15 protein-coding genes are annotated in these 18,484 nt (G+C 62.8%); 8 read left to right on the plus strand and 7 right to left on the minus strand.

What is annotated here, in order from left to right; all coding sequences use genetic code 11:
• The first annotated feature begins 78 nt into the window (after positions 1-78).
• The 4 genes from CABTHER_RS06945 to CABTHER_RS06960 all read left to right on the plus strand — a co-directional run bounded on the left by CABTHER_RS06945 (position 79) and on the right by CABTHER_RS06960 (position 4,263).
• Complete coding sequence (locus CABTHER_RS06945; RefSeq protein ID WP_014099900.1) at positions 79-1,134, plus strand: PDDEXK nuclease domain-containing protein; 1,056 nt, start codon at positions 79-81, stop codon at positions 1,132-1,134.
• Positions 1,131-1,406, plus strand: a complete 276-nt coding sequence (locus tag CABTHER_RS06950) for a nucleotidyltransferase family protein (RefSeq protein ID WP_014099901.1) — start codon at positions 1,131-1,133, stop codon at positions 1,404-1,406. The genes CABTHER_RS06945 and CABTHER_RS06950 overlap by 4 nt, the downstream gene beginning before the upstream one ends.
• A 121-nt stretch (positions 1,407-1,527) precedes the next feature.
• On the plus strand, positions 1,528-2,343 hold the full coding sequence (locus tag CABTHER_RS06955; protein WP_014099902.1) for a TatD family hydrolase: 816 nt from the start codon (positions 1,528-1,530) through the stop codon (positions 2,341-2,343).
• Positions 2,344-4,263 carry a hypothetical protein gene (locus tag CABTHER_RS06960; protein WP_014099903.1) on the plus strand — a complete coding sequence of 640 codons (1,920 nt, stop codon included), beginning with the start codon at positions 2,344-2,346 and terminating at the stop codon, positions 4,261-4,263. It abuts the gene before it with no gap.
• A 20-nt stretch (positions 4,264-4,283) separates the two neighbouring features.
• Here CABTHER_RS06960 and CABTHER_RS06965 read toward each other — a convergent pair whose 3' ends face one another.
• The 5 genes from CABTHER_RS06965 to CABTHER_RS06985 form a co-directional block, all read right to left on the minus strand.
• On the minus strand, positions 4,284-5,027 hold the full coding sequence (locus tag CABTHER_RS06965) for an RNA polymerase sigma factor (protein ID WP_014099904.1): 744 nt from the start codon (positions 5,025-5,027) through the stop codon (positions 4,284-4,286).
• Between the two features lie 211 nt (positions 5,028-5,238).
• Entirely contained in the window at positions 5,239-8,115 is a 2,877-nt protein-coding gene (locus tag CABTHER_RS06970; RefSeq protein WP_014099905.1) for a M14 family zinc carboxypeptidase, read from the minus strand.
• A gap of 93 nt (positions 8,116-8,208) precedes the next feature.
• A complete protein-coding gene (locus CABTHER_RS06975) occupies positions 8,209-9,396 on the minus strand; it encodes an outer membrane protein assembly factor BamD (RefSeq protein WP_041569126.1) in 1,188 nt (395 codons plus the stop codon).
• A gap of 61 nt (positions 9,397-9,457) precedes the next feature.
• On the minus strand, positions 9,458-10,177 hold the full coding sequence (gene rpe, locus CABTHER_RS06980; protein WP_014099907.1) for a ribulose-phosphate 3-epimerase: 720 nt from the start codon (positions 10,175-10,177) through the stop codon (positions 9,458-9,460).
• Between the two features lie 56 nt (positions 10,178-10,233).
• A complete protein-coding gene (locus CABTHER_RS06985) occupies positions 10,234-10,581 on the minus strand; it encodes a PASTA domain-containing protein (RefSeq protein WP_014099908.1) in 348 nt (115 codons plus the stop codon).
• 182 nt (positions 10,582-10,763) lie between these two features.
• Between CABTHER_RS06985 and CABTHER_RS06990 the strand changes: the two genes are divergently transcribed.
• Both CABTHER_RS06990 and CABTHER_RS06995 read left to right on the plus strand, forming a co-directional pair.
• Positions 10,764-12,557 carry an ABC transporter ATP-binding protein gene (locus CABTHER_RS06990; protein WP_014099909.1) on the plus strand — a complete coding sequence of 598 codons (1,794 nt, stop codon included), beginning with the start codon at positions 10,764-10,766 and terminating at the stop codon, positions 12,555-12,557.
• Between the two features lie 74 nt (positions 12,558-12,631).
• Positions 12,632-13,540 (plus strand): decaprenyl-phosphate phosphoribosyltransferase, encoded by a 909-nt coding sequence (locus CABTHER_RS06995; protein ID WP_014099910.1) that lies wholly within the window; start codon positions 12,632-12,634, stop codon positions 13,538-13,540.
• Here CABTHER_RS06995 and CABTHER_RS15695 read toward each other — a convergent pair.
• On the minus strand, positions 13,525-14,691 hold the full coding sequence (locus CABTHER_RS15695; protein WP_014099911.1) for a redoxin domain-containing protein: 1,167 nt from the start codon (positions 14,689-14,691) through the stop codon (positions 13,525-13,527). The two genes, CABTHER_RS06995 and CABTHER_RS15695, sit on opposite strands and share 16 nt — an antisense overlap.
• Positions 14,692-14,883: 192 nt before the next feature.
• Between CABTHER_RS15695 and CABTHER_RS07005 the strand changes: the two genes are divergently transcribed.
• Positions 14,884-16,659 carry a SpoIIE family protein phosphatase gene (locus CABTHER_RS07005; protein WP_014099912.1) on the plus strand — a complete coding sequence of 592 codons (1,776 nt, stop codon included), beginning with the start codon at positions 14,884-14,886 and terminating at the stop codon, positions 16,657-16,659.
• A gap of 81 nt (positions 16,660-16,740) precedes the next feature.
• Positions 16,741-17,502 carry a peptidoglycan-binding domain-containing protein gene (locus CABTHER_RS17420; RefSeq protein WP_041569127.1) on the plus strand — a complete coding sequence of 254 codons (762 nt, stop codon included), beginning with the start codon at positions 16,741-16,743 and terminating at the stop codon, positions 17,500-17,502.
• Positions 17,503-17,545: 43 nt separating this feature from the next.
• Here CABTHER_RS17420 and CABTHER_RS07015 read toward each other — a convergent pair whose 3' ends face one another.
• Positions 17,546-18,472: a YihY/virulence factor BrkB family protein gene (locus CABTHER_RS07015; RefSeq protein WP_014099914.1), complete on the minus strand. Its 927-nt coding sequence runs from the start codon at positions 18,470-18,472 to the stop codon at positions 17,546-17,548.
• Between the last annotated feature and the right edge of the window lie 12 nt (positions 18,473-18,484).

The raw sequence follows: 18,484 nt of genomic DNA on the forward strand, positions 1-18,484 counted from the left end.
GAACCTGTCCACGCCTGGAAAACCCGGTCAGGCTACCGTAACACCCAGTCTGTCGGGCGATATGGTGGAGAAGGGCGTATGAGCACAAAGCCAGACCGTTTTCCCGATGACTATGCCAACTGGTTGGCTGGTATCAGGCAGCGCATCGTCGCCGCCCGCCAGCGCGCAGCCCTGGCGGCCAATGCCGAATTGATCGGGCTGTACTGGCAGATCGGCCACGAGATTCTGGATCGGCAGCGCTCCGCTCAGTGGGGCGACAAGGTGCTTGACCGGCTGGCGCGCGATTTGCGCGAAGCTTTCCCGGAAATAAAAGGTTTTTCGTCCAGAAACCTGAAATACATGCGGTATTTTGCCGAGCACTGCCCCCAGCAGGCATTTGGGCAGCAGTCTGCTGCCCAATTACCGTGGTTTCACATCGTCACCCTGCTGACCAAGCTGGCTGCGCCAGAAACACGCGAATGGTATGCCCGTCGCGCCATTGCTGAGGGTTGGTCCCGTGCCACGCTGGAAGTCAGTATCCGCAATCGCCTGCACGAACGGCAGGGCCGGGCCGTCACCAACTTTGACGCCCACCTGCCGGCGCCGCAGTCACAACTGGCGCACGAAACGCTGAAAGACCCGTATCTTTTCGATTTTCTGGGTCTGGGCGATGACGCCCATGAGCGCGACATCGAAAATGCCCTGATGCGGCACATCACCCGCTTTCTACTCGAATTGGGCCATGGTTTTGCCTTTGTCGGGCAGCAGTACCGGCTGGAGGTCGGCGACCAGGAGTTTTTCATCGATCTTTTGTTCTATCACACGCGGCTCAAGTGCTACGTGGTGGTTGAACTCAAGGCGGGCGCGTTCAAGCCTGAGCATGCCGGGCAGTTGAACTTCTACCTCACCGCTGTGGATCGGCAGATCAAAGCGCCGGATGACAAGCCCACCATCGGTCTGCTGCTGTGCAAAACAAAGAACCGGCTGGTGGCGGAATATGCCCTGTCAGGCATTGACAAGCCGATGGGCGTGGCGGAATACCAGCTTGTGCGCGCTCTGCCTGAGCCGTTGCTGACCAATCTGCCCACGGTCGAGGAACTGGAAACCGAGCTGGGTGCTGTCGAGGCAGACACACCCGAAAGGAGCAAGGCGTGAACCGTGACACGGCAACCCAAATCCTGGCCGGGGCCAAGCCCGAGTTACAGCGGCGTTTTGGCGTGACGCGGCTGGCCCTGTTTGGCTCCACGGCGCGCAACGAGGCACACAGCGACAGCGATGTGGATGTGCTGGTTGCCTTCGACGGTCCAGCCAGCGCCGGGCGTTATTTTGGTGTGCAGTTCTATCTGGAAGACCTACTGGGCTTGCCCCGTCGATCTGGTAACGGAAAAGGCGCTGCGCGCAGAACTCAAACCCTTTATCGAACGTGAGGCAATCCATGTCTGAGCGCACAAGGCATCACGGCGGCTCACCGAATTTCCCAAAGTTTGCGTGGCAATGATTTTATGTGCTTTCCGGGACGACTTACGATTGCGCAGGAGTAGATAAACGATGTTCGTGGATTCACACTGTCACGTGGACTTTCACAGCTACGACGAAGACCGGGAGGAAGTCCTCAACCGGGCACGCGCTGCCGGCGTCGGGATGATGCTTGAAATCTGCGGCGGCGACATTGCCCGTGGCTCGCTTGACATCGGTATGCGCATCGTTGACCGTGAACCCGACATCTACGGCGCGGTCGGGGTACACCCCCACGATGCCGCCGCTTATGACCCCTCGCTCGAAGCCAAACTGCTCGATCTGATGACGCATCCGAAAGTCATTGCCTGGGGCGAAATCGGGCTGGATTACTACTATGACCGCTCACCACGTGACGTACAGCGGCGCGTCTTTGCCCGCCAGATGACCCTTGCCCGCGAACGCCAGCTTCCCATCATCCTGCACATCCGGGACGCTGACGAAGACATGATCGCCATGCTGCGCGACTACTGGACAGGCGTCGAACGGCCCGGCATCTTCCACTGCTTCAGCGGCTCGTGGAAGCTCATGGAAGCTGGCGTCGAGCTGGGCTTCCACATTTCCTTTTCCGGCAACGTCACCTTCAGGAAAAACCACGAGTTGCGCGAGATCGCCCGTGCCGTGCCGCGTGAACGTCTGCTGATTGAAACCGACTGCCCCTTCCTGTCGCCGGAACCCTACCGTGGCAAACGCAATGAGCCGGTGCGCGTCATTGAAGTCGCCCGCCAGTTGGCACAGCTTCACGAAATGGATGTCGCCGACCTCGGCCGGCTGACGACCATGAACTTCTGCCGCCTTTTCCGGCTTGAAGCCGCCGCGCCCTCGGCGGTAACCACTGCCAAGGCATGAATGACCCTGCTGCGTCAAGCCGCCCTTGATCTCGTCATTGTCGGGCTGCTGTTTTCCGGCCTTCGCTTTGGCGGCCGGGTGTGCCGGCGTCTGCTCCTGCCCGGCGCTGGTCATAGCACCCTTGACGACCTCGCCCTGGGGGGCATTGGTGCAGCCTGGCTGATCTTTGCAGCCCAGACGTTCGGCAGTTACGGGCGGCCGCTGGCGCTGCTGCTCCTTGGCCTTGGCGTGCTGGGGCTGCTTGACCGCGCGTGGTGGACAGCCCTTGCCGGGGGCTGGACGCACTGGCGACGGATGGTATGGGTGGAACGCGCCGCACTGGGTGTCCTTCTCATCAGCTTCGGCAGCGCCGGCCTTGCCGCTCTGGCTCCGCCTACGGCCAAGGACGCGCTCGTGTATCACCTCGCCGTCCAGAAGACCTATCTGGCGGCCGGGCGCTTCGTCGAACTTCCCAACAACATCTTTGCCTACTTCCCACAGTTGGTCGAAGGGCTGTACGCCTGCGGCATGAGCGTCGGGAGTGACCGGACGGCCGCGCTCATCCACACTGGCTTCGGACTGCTGCTGTGCCTTGGTACGTACCGGCTGGCCCGCGCCACGGGGCTGTCGTCCACCGGCGGATGGCTGGCGGCCGCCGTTCTCGCCAGCACCCCCATGGTCTGGCTCGAAGCCGGCTGGCCCTATGTGGATTTGGCGCTGGCGTTCTACGTCGTACAGGCGCTGCACCGCCTTCTGGACTGGCACGCCACAGGCCGCACTTCGGCGCTGGTGCTGGCCGGCGTGTTTTTTGGCGGCGCGGCCAGCATCAAATACCTGGCACTGCCGCTGGCGCTGGCGCTGACACCGGTACTGCTGGGATGGCTGGCGGCAACATCCCGGAAATCTTCCCCGGAGCCGTCCATCGGGCGTGTCATTCAGACCCTGGCGCTGTTTTTCGGGCCGCTGCTGGTCGTCGCCGCGCCATGGTACGGGCGCAATCTGTGGCTGGTTCACAACCCGGTCTTCCCGCTGCTCTACACCCTGTTTCCGACGCAGAGCGCCGGTTGGGATGCTGACCGCGCCCGCCTGCATCTGCTGTTTCTGCAGGGCTACGGCAGCGCCACGAAAGACTGGCTCGACTATCTTGCCCTCCCCTGGCGGGTGTGCTGGCTGGCCCGCACTGACGACATCCGGCACTACGACGGCGAAGTTGGTGCGGTTTATTTCCTGTTCGTTCCGGCGCTGGCGCTGTGGCGGTGGATGGACAGCCGCCTGCGGGGACTGACCGCCTTTGCCGGCCTGTTCTTCGGGCTGTGGGCGCTGTCGTCGCAGCAGGTACGTTTTCTGCTTCCCGTCCTGCCAGCGGCAGCAGTGGTGAACGTCTGGTTTGCCGCCGACTGGCTTGGCGTCAACCGGGGTTTGCGCCGGATTGGTCTCATCTGCCTGGGACTGTTCATCACGGCCAATGCTCTGCGCACGGCTGATCTGGCCGTCGAAGGACAGGCTGTTGCAGCCGGGCTGGGTCTTGTTCCGTCCCAGGACTACCTTCGGTCGAAGCTGCCCGAATACGAACTTTTCCGCTTTCTTGCCGAGAACACCGAACCACAGGCGCACATCTGGCTGGTCACGACCGGGGCGCGGACGTACTACCTCGAACGCCCGTTTCTGACCGATTACGCTTTTGAGGGCTACACTCTGGCGCGTCTTGTCCGGGGCACCCGCACGGCAGATGAGCTGGCCACAGCCGTGGCCCGGCTCGATGTGGACTGGCTGCTCATCGCGCCCGGCATCGTACTGGGTCCACAGACCACGCCGTTTGAAAACGAAGCTGAACGGGCACGATTTGTGGCGTACCTGCGGAGGTACGCCACGCTCGTCCGGCAGGATGGGCAACTGGCCCTGTTTCGGTTGGAAGGGGTAGGCGCCGAACCTGCCCGTTAGCGGTTGGGTGGCCGTGACCTTCAGGCGGCTCTGGCCCCCGTGAGGATTTCCTGCATCCGGGCGCGGGCCTTGTGCAGTTGCGACTTCGATGTGCCGGCGCTGATGCCGAGCAGACCGCCGATTTCCTCGTGCTCATAACCGTTCAGGTCGTGCAGGATGAGCACGGTACGATACCCACGGGGCAGCTTTTTGACGGCGGACAGCAGCGCCAGCTTGTCCACAAGTGGCGTCTGCGATTGCCGGATCATGACCGGCGTGACTTCTTCCGGCATATCGCCTTCTTCAGTCACGCTCTCCATCCGGTTGGACTTTTTGCGGAAGTGCATCAGCACCTGATTGACGGCAATCCGGTGCAGCCAGGTGGTGAACGCCGCTTCGCCACGGAAGCTGTCCAGCTTGCGGAGCACCTGTACAAACACCTCCTGGGTCAGGTCTTCCGCATCATCCGGGTTGCCAGTCATGCGCAGGCAGATGGCATAGACCCGCCGGTAATGCTGGCGGTAAAGGGTTTCAAAAGTTTCGGCTGCCGCCGGCGAAGGCGGCTCCGGTTCCGTCGTGGACTCCGGGGTGACATCTTCTTCCAGTTCTGCAACTTCATCCAAACCGGGAACGCCCGGTTCGAGACCAAATTCGCGTCCCAGCAGATGGTTTTCAGATATATCGCCAAGTGAACTGTCGGCAAAGTCAGATGAGGGAGGAAACGTGGCAGGCGAGGGGGTAAAGGCGACTGAAAATAAGCTGTCTTCAGTTGTCAAACGGCACATGATGGAAAAGCCTCCTAATCGTGAACTGGCAATCACTGGCTTTATGCGTAGGCAAAGGGCGTGCCAAAGCCCCCGGAAGACCGGCTGGGAAAGGACAACCTGGTTGTTTTCCACTATTTGGTGAACAAAAAGCACAGCCGGCCGGGCGTGGTCGGAAACAACCACAGCCGGCCGGCTTCTCCAGGTGCACGATTTGGTGCAGCGGCGGCCCCTAACGCAACCCGGTGCTGAACGTAATCGTCGGGCCGAAGATCAGCCCGTTGAGAAACAGGCGGCGTTGGGCGTGCCAGATGCCCCGGTAGTGTGGGTCGTCGGCAAACAGGACGACGTGCCCGGAACCAATCTGCTCTTCAATGACGGGCGCCGTCTGGCGGACAAACCGCTCTGTGTTTCCCTCCCAGACAAAGCCGGACAGCGGCTTGGGATTTTCGATGGTGAGCACATTGGTGCCGGTTTTTGAAGGACGAAAGAAACGTTGGGTCAGCAACACCGGCAGCTCCGCCTGCTCGTGGCTGAAGGTCAGAAAATGCTCCCGATTGACCACCGCCCGAAAAATGGCTCCCGGCAGCGGCAACGGTTCCTTGCCCAATCCGGCATCGGGGGAGGTCGCCGCATCAGCCGTTGGCTCAACGGTTTTCTGGCTCTCCCTGGCGGTTGTTTTTTTGCGCCCCGGCTCCCGATAGCGTGCTGGTGTGCTGCCGGTTTCCGGTGCTCCGGCAGCTTCATCCGACGCCGCGCCGGGCTTGTCAGAAGGCATCGGTGATTGACTGTCCTTTTCGTCTTTTTCGCCTTCTTCTCCAACGAGCCGCGCGCTTGTCAGATCAACGTCTTTATGGGCAGCAAAGGCGGCCGCCCCTCCAAAGCAAATCAGTGTCCCGCCTTCGCGGCACCAGAGCTTGAGCCGCTCGATGCCTTCCTTGCCAAAAGCCCGCCGGTACGCTCCCGGTGAGCCATCCGGCAGAATGAGTACATTGAACTCACTGAGGCGCAAATCCAAGAAGGTCTCGACCGTGATGGGCGTAAACTCCAGCCCGATGTCTCTGGACAACATAAACCACAGCGCTCCGTATGAAGTCTGGCTGACGCCTTCCTGGGCAATGACGGCAATGCGCGGTGGGCGCAGCGTGTAAACACCTTCCGATCCAACACCCGTGATACCGGTGTCCGTGTAGGCCGAATTGATGGACTGCACTTCAACCCCACATTCGCTGGCCAGCAGGGGCAGGCGCGTGTGGAGGGTTTCAGGGTTGCGCTCGGTGCGCAGAATGAAGCTCCCACGCGGATAGGTGCGCTCTCCGGCCCGCAGGGGGCGAACCGCCGTCGCCAGCCGGTAGCCCTCCTGAAGCAGACGTAGCGCCAGTTTGGCCTCGGCGTCCGACGTGTAGCCAAAGACATACGCTGTTTTGGCCGGGGGCGGCGGCTGTGGCATCGGTGGCACGACCGAGGTGACCGGCGTGGTCTGAACCGTCGGCCGGCTTCCCGCCCAGTATGCCGGCACGTCCAGCGCCAGCGGCAGTGACCAGGCCGTGATGTCGTAAAACTCGGTTTCTTCCTTGGGGGCGTTGGGTCCGCGTTTGGTATTGCGCCGCGCCTTTTCAAGCTGCCGCTCGATGAAGGCCTGGTCCTGCCGGGTGTCCGGTTCCAGCAGCGCCCGGGCCATGCGTCCCCGTGGCTGATCGAACGTGACCATCAGTGTGCCGGCCGGAAACTCCCGCGTCGGCTGGACGCCGCCGAAGTAGTCGTGGACGGCTTTGAGGGTGAAGGGAGCTTTGGCCATCTGAATCTCCACGCCCTGGTGGAGCAGGGCCTCCACGAGCCGCTGGCGACGCCCCGCGTCCCCTTCCGGTGGGAACACCACACACTGCAGGGGGCCCTGCCGCCCTTCGGCAATGGAGCGGACGAAAAACGCCCGGTAATCCCGCAGCCGTTCCACGCGGTGCGTCGCGGCTGTTTGCAACGTCGCCAGCGAGGCCGTGAAGTGCCGGGCAATGCCGTCCCGCAGGGTCAGGATGCTTTCATCGTCCCGCCGCCAGTTGAGTCCTTTCCAACCACCGCCGTCGGTCTCATACGTCATGCCGGTCGCGCCGTTGAGTGACGACCAGCTATCCCAGTAGCCCGGATAAAACAGATCGAACACATCCCGGACGTAATACTGCCACCCGTGACGATCAAAGGCGGCGGCATTGCCGCGCCCGAAAATCTCCAGCCACTTGTCCGACTGCCCACGGTCAAGATTCGGATTGATGGGCAAGGCTGCTGGCGGAAAGAAATAGTTGACCGTCTGCCCGTGGTGGTCGGCGCAGACCTGTGGATGCCACTCCAGAAAGGCCTGCATGGCGGACTGGGATTCGATCTGCGAGGCAATGACCAGGTCCCGGTTGAGGTCAAACAGGTAGTGGTTCAGCCGCCCGTAGATGCTCCATGGCTCACGGTGCTCGATGGCAAAGGGTTCGGGACGCCCCATGCCGACGGCGTTGTACCAGGTGACAAACCGCTCGTGGCCGTCAGGATTTTGACACGGATTGATGACCACCACGGTCTGGTCGAGCAGTTCGGTAATCGTCGGATGCTGGCTGGCCACGAGCGTGTAGAGCACTTCGAGCATAGCCTCGAAAGCCGCCGACTCGTTGCCGTGAATGCTGTAGGCCAGCCAGACGATGATCGGCAGGTTTTGGATGAGCGGCTCGGCCGCCTCGTCTGAAAGCTGACGGGGGTCGGCCAACCGGGCCGCATCGGCCTTGATGGCTTCCAGCCGGGCCAGATTTTTCGGGGCGCTGATGACCAGCGTGTAGAGCGTCCGGTGCTCTTCGGTCCGGCCGCGCTCAAAGACGCGCAGGCGCTCGGACCTGGCTGCATAGTCACGCAGAACACGCTCAAAGCCGGCATAGTTGGTGTGAAAGCTGCCAATTTCGTAACCCAGCGTCGTCCAGGGAGAAACAAAGTCCGGGGCGTAAGGCGCAAACTGCCGAAAATCAAAGGCGATAGTGGCCGTCGCGGGCGGCGGCGGGAACTGGGCAAAAGAAGGAGGCAGCGGCATCAGCAGAAACAGGCAAAGCAGCGCAGTGAAGGAAGCTTTCAAAGGTTTCATGGACATGGCGCAGGCAGGGCACGGGCCACGGCGGCGCAGAGGGAAGCGCCGGCCATGACACATGCCGGGAGAGAAGATGCAACAGGCGCAAAGCTAGCGGGGTGGCTGGGCTTTTGACTTCTTGTTTTTCTTTGGCTCGACGACTTTGGGGGTGGGTTCATCTGCCCGTCTGGACGTCGGAGCGGGTTCGGTAGCCGTTGGGCGTGCTGCCTCGGTTTGCCCGTTCAGGGCGCGCTGCCCGTAGGTCTGGATTTGCTTGCCCTGCCCGGTGATGGTGGATTCGGGGGTGATGACATCCGTCCGCACACCCAGGCTCACCAGCAACTCCTCGACTTCAGGATCAATGGTGTCGTCTTTCTTGAGGATGATGCCTTCCTTTGTCACGCTGGCGCTAGGGCCGAAAATTTCCTCGAACTTGCGTTTGATGAAGCTTTTGCGCACCACCTGCTTGACTTCGGCACCCTCGGCGGGAGCTGGCACTTCCACGCCAAAACGTTCGAGGTACTCCGCCGCCTTGTCGCGCCATTCACTGTTCGGATACTCGCGCACAATCCGGGCAAAGGACTTGGCCGCTTCCGGTGTATCCTCCAGGTGGGTCAACGCCACGCCGTGCAGGAACAGCGTCTCGTCCATGTAGGTAAAGTCAGGATAGTTCCGAATGATGCTCTCGCAGCGTCCTTTGACGGCAACGTACTTCTGTTGCTTGAAGTACAGGCGCGCCACGCCCAGACTGTGCATGCCAAGCTGCTCACGGGTGAACTTCAGGTATTCCTGCACTTGGGGCTGGAGCTTTGACTGCGGATACTCCCGGACCAGCCGCAGCAACTCCCGCTCCGCGCGTCGCGCTTCCGTGTTGTCGAGATTGGCCGGGCCAATCTGGCGGACGTGAATCTGGGCAATCTTGAGCAGGACATCATCCGCCAGCGGATGCTGCGGGAAAAACTGCAACCACTCGCGGTATTCCACATCGGCCTGCGCCAGGCTGGAAGCGCTGCCCTCGCGGTAAAACGAGTCGGCAATCAGAAGCTTGGCGAGCGGAAGCAGCGGGCTGCTGTCGTAGCTTCCAATCAGGGTGCTCAGCAGCAAACGCCCTTCTTCGTAGCGCCGCTTGCGCATGGCGCGCAACCCTTCGGCATACAGCTCCCGGTCGCGCCCCTCACGGATTTCCTCAGTCGTGACTTTTTTCTTGGGGCTTCCACAGGCCAGGGAAGCCGCCAGACAGGCCGCCAGGGCCAACAACGCCCAACTCCGCTTCAGCATCGGCTCAAACCTTTTTGACATCAGCAAATTTCCAAGCCCTCCACCAGAAAAGCACGGGAGACAGCCCCCGGCTTTGATGACTTCACACCGCAGCAGACACGGCCTCGCCGGACTCACCATCAGGCAGCGCAACACCCAGGGCCGCCGCCCGGAGCTGCCTGACGGCCAGCCCCGGATCAGGCGTCCCGAACACGGCCGAGCCGGCAACGATCCACTGGGCACCGCGCTCCACAAGTGCGCGTACGTTGTGCCGACCGATGCCGCCATCCACTTCAATAGCTACGTCCAGACCACGTTCGTCAATCATCCGCCGCAGGCGGGCCACCTTGGGCAGGCAGGCTTCGATGAAACGTTGCCCGCCAAAGCCCGGATTGACCGTCATGACCAGTACGAAATCCACAAAGGGCAGCACCTCTTCCAGCAGAACCAGCGACGTTCCGGGATTGAGCACCACTCCGGGCCGCGCCCCCAGTGACCGGATGGCTTCGAGCGTGCGATGGAGATGGTGAACGACTTCCACATGGACGGAAATGCTGTCGGCGCCAGCATCCCGAAAGTCCTTCAGAAAGGCATCCGGGTTGGTCATCATCAGGTGCACGTCGAGCGGCAGGCGCGTCACCCGGCGCAGCGCCGCCACTACCGGCGGGCCAATCGTCAGGTTGGGGACATAGTGCCCATCCATGACATCCACGTGCAGCAGGTCCGCGCCGGCCGCTTCCACCCGCTGGATTTCTTCCGCAAGGCGCGCAAAGTCGGCCGATAGAATCGAAGGCGCTATTTTGACTTCAGTCTGACCTGTCATTTCCCACCAAACCGTTCATCTTATGGCCGCACGGGCGAAAAACGCGCCGAGGTCACTCACTGGGGGCGACTGACATTGATCTTCACCGGAAAGGGACGGCGGACGACACTGCCCGCCTTCGGGTTTTGGCGCACGACCGTGCCCACCGGCTCCGGCGCGTTCGGCACTTCGATAACCACAACGCGCAACCCCTGCTTTTCCAGTAGGTCACGGGCTTCAGGTTCGGTTTTCCCGACCACGTTCGGAACTGTTACCCGCTCCCCCCGTGTCAGGTAGCACGTGGCCATGCTGCCGGCAATGAAAGCCAGGACGAGCAGAGACACAAACGTCACCCGCCACAAAAGGCGCTTCAGCCAGGACCCAATCGTGCGCTGCGGCTGGCTACCGCTGACTACGCTCGCCATGGGGCGCGACTCTATCACCCACGCCAGAACAGCGGCAACCGATTCGTTGGCCCCACCTTGCCAGGTTGAAACGCCGGTGTGACCCGGAGGTGACTCACCACGCTTCGGGTTGCCTGGCAGGTACCGCTTCCGGCTTGCACAGGCAGTGGACAGGGCGGCAATTTGCTCTAAAGTTGTCCGCCATGAAAGACCTGCTGCGCCTGCTGGGCTACGCACGCCCCCATGCCGGACGGATTGTCATTGCCGTCCTGGCCGCTGCCGGTGTTGGTCTCTTCGAGGCTGGCCGCACGGCGCTCATCCAGCCCATTTTCGACGGTCTGGGTCTTGGCAGCGATACCCTCCCGACCACCATCGGGAATATCACCGTGCCCCGGTTGCAGACCTGGCTCCCGGCCGGCAGCGCCTACTGGATGGTCGTCCTGGGGCTGCTCATCGGCTTCAGTCTCCTGCGCGGACTGGCAGAATTTACCGCCAACTTCCTGCTGACCTCCGTGGGGCAGTCGGTCATCGTCACCCTGCGCATGGCGCTCTTTACCCATGCACTCGACCAATCAGCCGCCTTTTTCGACCGCCACCGCACGGCCGAACTGACCAATGCGCTCATCACCGATGTGGAAAAGGTGCAGTCTGGGGTGGCGCAATACCTGGCGGATGCCCTGCGGGAAGGCTTCACGCTGGTCTGCCTGCTGGCGTTGGCGCTGATGCTGTCGTGGAAGCTGACGCTGCTCACCCTGTCCGTCGTGCCGCTGCTGGCGCTGCTGACAGCAACATTCGGACGCCGCCTCCGGCAGTCCAGCCGCGCCACCCAGCAGGCGATTGAAGACGTGCTGGCGCTGGCGACGGAAGTGCTGTCCGGCTACCGCATCGTCCAGGCGTACAGCGCACAGACGGCAGAGCAGGTGCGTTTTCAGGCAGCCGTTCAGCGTCTGCGGCGCTTCAACCTCCGTACGGCCCGCGCCCTGTTTCTGCCCTCCCCGCTGCTGGATGTGCTGGGCGTCGTAGTAGGTGCGGGCGTCATCTTCTACACCCACCACCTCATTGCCAGCGGCGAACTGACGCCCGGCGCTTTTACTGCCACACTGCTGGCGCTCGTGCGCCTGTATGACCCGCTGCGCAAGCTGACCCAGACCTACCAGGCCTACCAGCAGGTGATTGTATCTGCCGGTCGGCTGTTTGCCCTGCTCGATGAGTCTTCGCCGGTTACGGAGGCTCCAACGGCGCTGACGACGGCCACCTTCCAGCAGACTTTGGCGCTGACCGACGTGGCGTTCACGTATCCCGGAACGGCGCGGCCGGCACTTGACGGCGTCACCTTCACCATCCGCCGGGGGGAAACCGTCGCGCTGGTCGGGCCGAGCGGCGGCGGGAAAAGCACGGTCTTTGCCCTGCTCCTGCGCTTCTATGACCCCACCCGTGGACACATCACCCTGGACGGTGTGGACATCCGCCACGTCACCCGTGCGGCCCTGCGGCAGCTTGTGGCCTATGTTCCCCAGGAAACGGTGCTTTTCGATGGCACTTTTGCCGAAAACATCGCCTATGGACGGCCCGGCACCACCCGCGCCGAAATCGAGCAGGCCGCACGCGCAGCCTACGCCCACGAGTTCATTCTCGAACGGGGCGGCTATGACGCGCGGATTGGCGAAGCCGGACGGGCACTTTCCGGCGGACAGCGCCAGCGGATTGCCATTGCCCGCGCCCTGCTGCGCAACGCCCCCATTCTGCTGCTCGATGAGGCGACCTCGGCGCTGGATGCGGAATCCGAACACCTCGTCCAGGCGGCGCTGACGACCCTGATGCAGGGACGCACCACACTGGTCATCGCCCATCGGCTGGCGACGGTTCAGCGCGCCGACCGGATTCTGGTCTTTGAGCGCGGGCGCATCGTCGAAGCTGGCGACCACGCCACCCTGACGGCCGCCCAAGGAACCTACCGCCGGCTCTACGAGCTTCAATTCACGTCCCAGAGCAGCTAACCGGCCAGAGCAGCTAACCGGACCGGCCAGACACCCTACTCCCCGGCCGGGCCGGTCGGTTATAGTCACCGCCTATGCCAACTGCCGTCGTCTCCTTCGGTCTCACCTTGCCCCTGGCCCTGCTCAAGGCGATGCGTCCGCAGCAGTGGACAAAAAACGTGCTGCTGTTTCCGGCGCTGCTCTTTTCGCAAAACCTCTTTCACTGGCGGGAGACGGTGCTGGTGTGTGCCGCCTGCGCCGTATTCTGCCTGCTCAGCAGCGGCGTCTATCTGCTCAACGACCTGCTCGACATCGAAAGCGACCGCGCCCATCCGCTCAAGCGGCACCGGCCGCTGGCCTCCGGGGCGCTGCCAGTCCCGGTTGGCATTGCGGCCTGTGCCTTCCTGTCAGCGGGCGCGCTGGCGGCGGCCTTCTGGCTTTCAACGCCCTTTGCCTGGACGGCCGTGGCGTACTTCCTGCTGCAAGTCGCCTACACGGTACGCCTCAAGCACGTCGTCATTCTCGACGTGGGGTGCATTGCAGCCGGATTCGTGCTGCGGGCCGTTGCCGGCGGACAGGTCATCGCCGTGACGATTTCTGCCTGGCTGCTCATCTGCGCCATGCTGCTGTCGCTGTTTCTGGCGCTTGGCAAGCGGCGGCACGAGCTGCTGCTGCTCGAAGACGGCGCCACGGCCCACCGGCGGATTCTGGGTGAATACACGCCCGATCTGCTTGACCAGATGATTTCGGTTGTCACGGCCGCGACCGTCGTCTGCTATACCTTCTATACCGTCGCCCCTGAAACAGTCGCCAAGTTTGGCACGACGCGGCTGGTGTTCACCGTGCCGTTTGTGCTCTACGGCATCTTTCGCTACCTGTACCTCATCCACCGGCGGCAGATGGGCGGCAGCCCGGAAAAGGCGCTGCTCAACGACGGCGCATCGCTGGTCAACCTCGTGCTGTATGGGCTGGCGGTTGTCGCCATTCTCTACTGGTTGCGCTGAGCCTCGCCGGGCTTCTGGCGCACGATGGCGCATCCAATGGCGGGCCGGCACAGGACATTGACCGGACGCCCGGACAGGACGGCTTCCAGAGCTTCCTGCAGAAGATGTGTTGTTACCCGCTCCGGGTGATAGGTGTTGTCGTCAATGCGCCCGTGGTACTGGAGCCGCCCGGCGGCATCCACCAGAAAGCATTCTGTCATGCACGTAGCACCCAGCAGGTCAGTGGCCTGACGGCCTTCATCCACGACGACCGGAAAAACGAACGGCTTGGCCTTCTGCCGCTCGCGGATTTCCGTCAGGGACTCATTGGCATTCGGGTTGAAACCGATGAAGACCACCTGGCGCGGAGCATAAGCCTGGGCCAGCGCGTTGAGGCGGGCGCGGTAGGCTTCAACGCACGGGCAGCGCGTTCCAATCGCCACCAGAACGACGACGCGGCCGCGGTAGTGGCTCAGGCGGACGGTCTGCCCGTCGAGGCTTTTGAAGGCGACATCCGGGACCGGTGCGCCAATGGCGATCAGGCTGTCGTCACCGGAGATGACGTGCCCAAGGTGATCGAGATCATCGCCCAGCGCGCGTCCGGTGAACACGTCGTAGCCCAATCCGGCCGCAGTCAGCACCAAAGCGGCCACGGTCAGCCCTCCGGCTGCGCCGGAAGCAGCCAGCGGCTGGAGCCGTTCCCACCACCGGCTGTTGGAAAACAGCGACCGCGCCACATCTCCGGGCAACGCGCCAAAGCCAAAGCACAGCATCGCCACGGCTGCCTGCCGGATTTCCCAGGTCGTCAGGGCAAGCAGCAGGGCTGCCAGCAGCAGCGAAGAAACCCGGATGACCACAGCGAATGGATGCACCAGCCGGGATGCCGCCCAGGGGCGGCGGCCCAGCCGCCAACGCCAGCCCATCCACCCCAGCGCCAACAGCAATAGCCCCACAGCCGGGACAAAGAACACCTGCCGCCCAAAACCCATCAGGAAAGCGGCTTCGGCCACCCAGACACCAAGCTGTCCGGCGAGAATCCCCAGCGCCCCACACCACAGCAGGCGGGCCAAGGATTGCCCCAGGAGGACCCGAACCGGCCAGACCCGTTCGCGGGGCGGCGACCACAAACCATCCAGAATTCCCAGGACAAAGGCGCAGGCAAGGAGAAACATAGGTTTTGTATTGTTGATCACTGTCGGCCGCAGAACAACCCGGTCTCCCTACGCCGGCTTTCCCGGCCGCCCTTGCGCAGCCAGCATCTATGGCACCGCGCTGAAGTTCGGCCGTAGCGCCGGGCACACTTTTCGACTATTTTTTGCCGCCATGTGCTGACTTCCAGTCAACAGACGCCCGACCCAGACGCAATGTATTCCCTCGTCATTCATCTGCCCAACACACCACCACACCGGATATTGCTGGTCAAACCCCGTTACACCATTGGGCGCAGCGTGCGCGCCGACATCATGGTGCCGGACTCCTTTGCCTCGCGCATCCACGCTGCACTTCAGCAGGATGGACAGACCTACATTCTGGAAGACCTCCACAGCGCCAATGGCACCTACTATCAGGGGCAGCGCCTTGCGCAGCCCATCCGCCTCCACCCAGGGGAACGCTTCCGCATTGGCGAAACCGAACTCGAACTCGTCCCCGAAACGCACTTTACCCAGACTGCCGCGCCGTCGGTGACGTACTCCCGGACATCTTTGGCTACAGTCCCGGAAGCGCAGATTGGGATGGGAACGGTCAACACAGCAGAAGAAATTCTGCATCGTGCCTTTGAGCGCAGTTCCGGGGGACTCCCCAGAGGTTCCCAGTCTGTGCCGGAGGAAACCATCCTTCTGACCGCAACACCAGGTGCAGCCCCGGCGGAGACTTTCCCGAAAACAAAGCTGGAGCCGCAGCGCCCTGACCTGCTGGCGCTCGTGAGCAAGGTCGGCGTCACGCTGCTTTCCAATGTCAGTTTCAGCGAAACGCTGGAAGAAGTCATGAGCCTGGTTTTCGAGTCGCTGCCAGCCGAGCGGGGATTCCTGCTGACCTGCGACCACGCCCAGCAGCTTGAGTGCCGTGTGGCGCGTACCCGCACCACTCGCCTGCTTTGTGAGGAAGCTGTCGTCTGCCAGAGCATCACCGAACGGGTGTTGACAACCAAAGCGGCAGTGCTGACCTCCGACGCCCGGCAGGACCCGCGCTTTGCCGGCAGCCAGTCCATTCTGCTCGGCGACATTCGCTCCGTGATGTGTGTTCCGCTGTTGTTTCGGGAGCAGCTCCACGGGCTGATTTACGTCGAAAACCCCTACCAGCGCCGTTTTACGCCGGACGACCTGGAGGTGCTGACCACGATTGCCAGTGTTGCGGCCGTCAAAATTGAAAACATCCGTCTCCTCGAAGAAGAAATGAAACGCCAGCGGCTCCAGGCCGAAGTGGCCCTGGCCGCCCGCATTCAGGCTTCAATGCTGCCCCAGGGTGAGCCGCCGCTGGAGGGCCTCGAGGTGGCGGGGCTGTCACGTCCGGCAGAAGACATCGGGGGCGACTATTACGACTACATCCACGTCGGCGAGAAACGGTTGGCCGTGGTCATCGGAGACGCCTCCGGCCATGGCATCTCTTCGGGACTGCTGATGGCGCTGGCCAAAGGCGCGCTGTTCAACCAGCTTGGCATTTCACCAGACCCGGTGCACGTCATGCAGACCCTGAACAAACTCATCCATGAAAATGGCACGCGCCGCGACCTGATGACGTTTTGCTATACGCTGCTCGACGTGCCCACCGGACATGTCACCATTGCCAATGCCGGACACCCTTACCCCATAGTGTACTGCGCTGCCACGAAAACCGCCCATAGCCTGGAAGGAGGAGCCTACCCGCTGGGAGTACGGCCGACACTGGGCAGGCTTCCCATCCTGACCCACGCACTCAACCCACAGGATGTTCTCGTGCTGTACAGCGACGGACTCCCGGAACTCAAAAACCGCACTGGAAGCTACTTCGGCTATGATGGGTTGGAAGCCGTCCTTCACCACCATGCCCACCTGCCGGCGCGCGAGCTATGTGAAACCATTGTCGAAAAAGCTCTGACCTTTGCCTCCGGGGCCGTCCCGGAGGACGACATCACGGTGGTCGTCGTCAAACGCACCTGCTGACCGGGAAGGCAGGGCTGGTTATCCTCTGGTAAGGTTCAGAGCCGTCATAACATTCTTGAAATGATAGGAAAGGAACTCTCCATGCTGCACAGGAGTCGGGCGCTGTGCGCCAAACTGGCACTCGTCATTGCATGTTTACTCGTGGGAGCCGGGCTTCCCGCCCCGATGTTTCCCGACGCCCACGCGGAAGAAGTCATCCGCCCCCAGAAGCGGCGTGCCGCCGGCCAGCGGCGCGCCCAGAGCCGACGGGCCCGGAGCGGCCGCAGTCGTGGCGCAGCGGCACGAAGCCGCCGGGGACCGTCCGCCCGTGGTCGGGCTGCCCGCAGCCGGGGACGGGTCAGCCGGATGCGCGGACGGAGCGCACGGATGCGCAGCACGCGGGGACGCAGTTACCGCAGTCGCAGTTACCGCAGCCGCCGGGGGCGTATCGTGCGGGGACGGAGCGGACGCGCCTACCGCGTCCGGGGCAGACGCTACGGCCGCCGGGGACGTTACGCCCGCCGGAGCCGGGTGACAGCCGCCTATGGCACACGGGCGGCGGCACCAGCGATGCCCTACCGCCCGCCCCGCAGTCTGGTTATCCCGGAAGCCCGTACCCGCGAAATTCAGGAAAAGCTCAAGGAAGCCGGTTTCTACCAGGGCGAGATCACGGGGCAGTATGATGAAAGCACCCGCGAAGCCATGCGGAACTTCCAGCGCGCCAATGGCTTGAAAGAAACCGGCACGCCGACGGCGCCGGCCCTGCTGCGGCTCGGACTCACCCGACACACGTCGGAAGCCGGCGACACCTCGGCCCCGCCCGTCCAGCTTCCGCCGCCGACCGATCAGCCACCGCCGCAGTGAACGGTTGTCCGGCTTCCGGCGGCCCGCCTTCGGCAGTTACGTTTCAGGGAAGGTGGGCCGCCTCCGCTTTGTCGGTTTCTTCCGTGACACTGGTGAGCAGGACCGACGCAGCCTCTGCTGTGGAGAGCTTTTCCAGCCGGTGTTCGAGTTCCAGAATGGCCAGCCGACGGTTGAAGACCGCCCCGACCAGGAACACGAAGGTGATGACGTACATCCAGACGAGCAGCACGATGACCGTGCCGATACTGCCATAAATGCGGCCGTAGGCGCTGAAATTGGCCACGTAAATGCCGAAACCCAGCGTGGCCAATCCCCACAGCGTCGTGGCAAAGACGGCTCCCGGCAGAATGTGCCGCCAGCGCGGCGGGCGGCTCGGCGCGAGACGATACAGAAGCATCTGAATCAAAAACACACTCAGCACGACCAGAAACCACCGCCCGGCGGCCCACAGGTAGCCAAAGGTGACCTGCCCGCCGCTCCAACGGGCGATGAGCTGTTCAAGATGCGACCCGACCACGCCGGCAATGGACGCCAGCACCAACGGCAGCCCGACGACAAACACCAGCTCCAGGCATAACAACTGCTCCCGCCAGAAGGAGCGCCGGGGGGAAATTCCATAGATACGGTCCAGCGCCCGCGACAGCGTGGCAATCAGCCCAATCGCTGGCAGGAGCGTGGCGACAAACGACAGCAGCGCCACCCGTCCGGGCCGTCCCTGCATGAGTTGCTGCAAGTAGCTTTCCACCACGCTGAACGTTCCCGGCGGCATGATGCGCCGCAGGGCGTCCAGAATCCCCCCCGTCTGCTCGCTGCCCAAGGCCGCAAACGCAGCCACAAAAAAAAGCAGGAGTGGGAAAAAGGTCAACACAAAGGAATAGGCCGCTTCCTTGGCAAAACCGATGCAGTCGTACTCAAGCGTATCCAGCGTCGTCTTCCAAAGCAGGTCCCGCAGTTGCCGAAGTCGGCCCATGGCAGCCACCCC

This window comes from Chloracidobacterium thermophilum B (assembly GCF_000226295.1).
Taxonomy (GTDB): domain Bacteria; phylum Acidobacteriota; class Blastocatellia; order Chloracidobacteriales; family Chloracidobacteriaceae; genus Chloracidobacterium; species Chloracidobacterium thermophilum.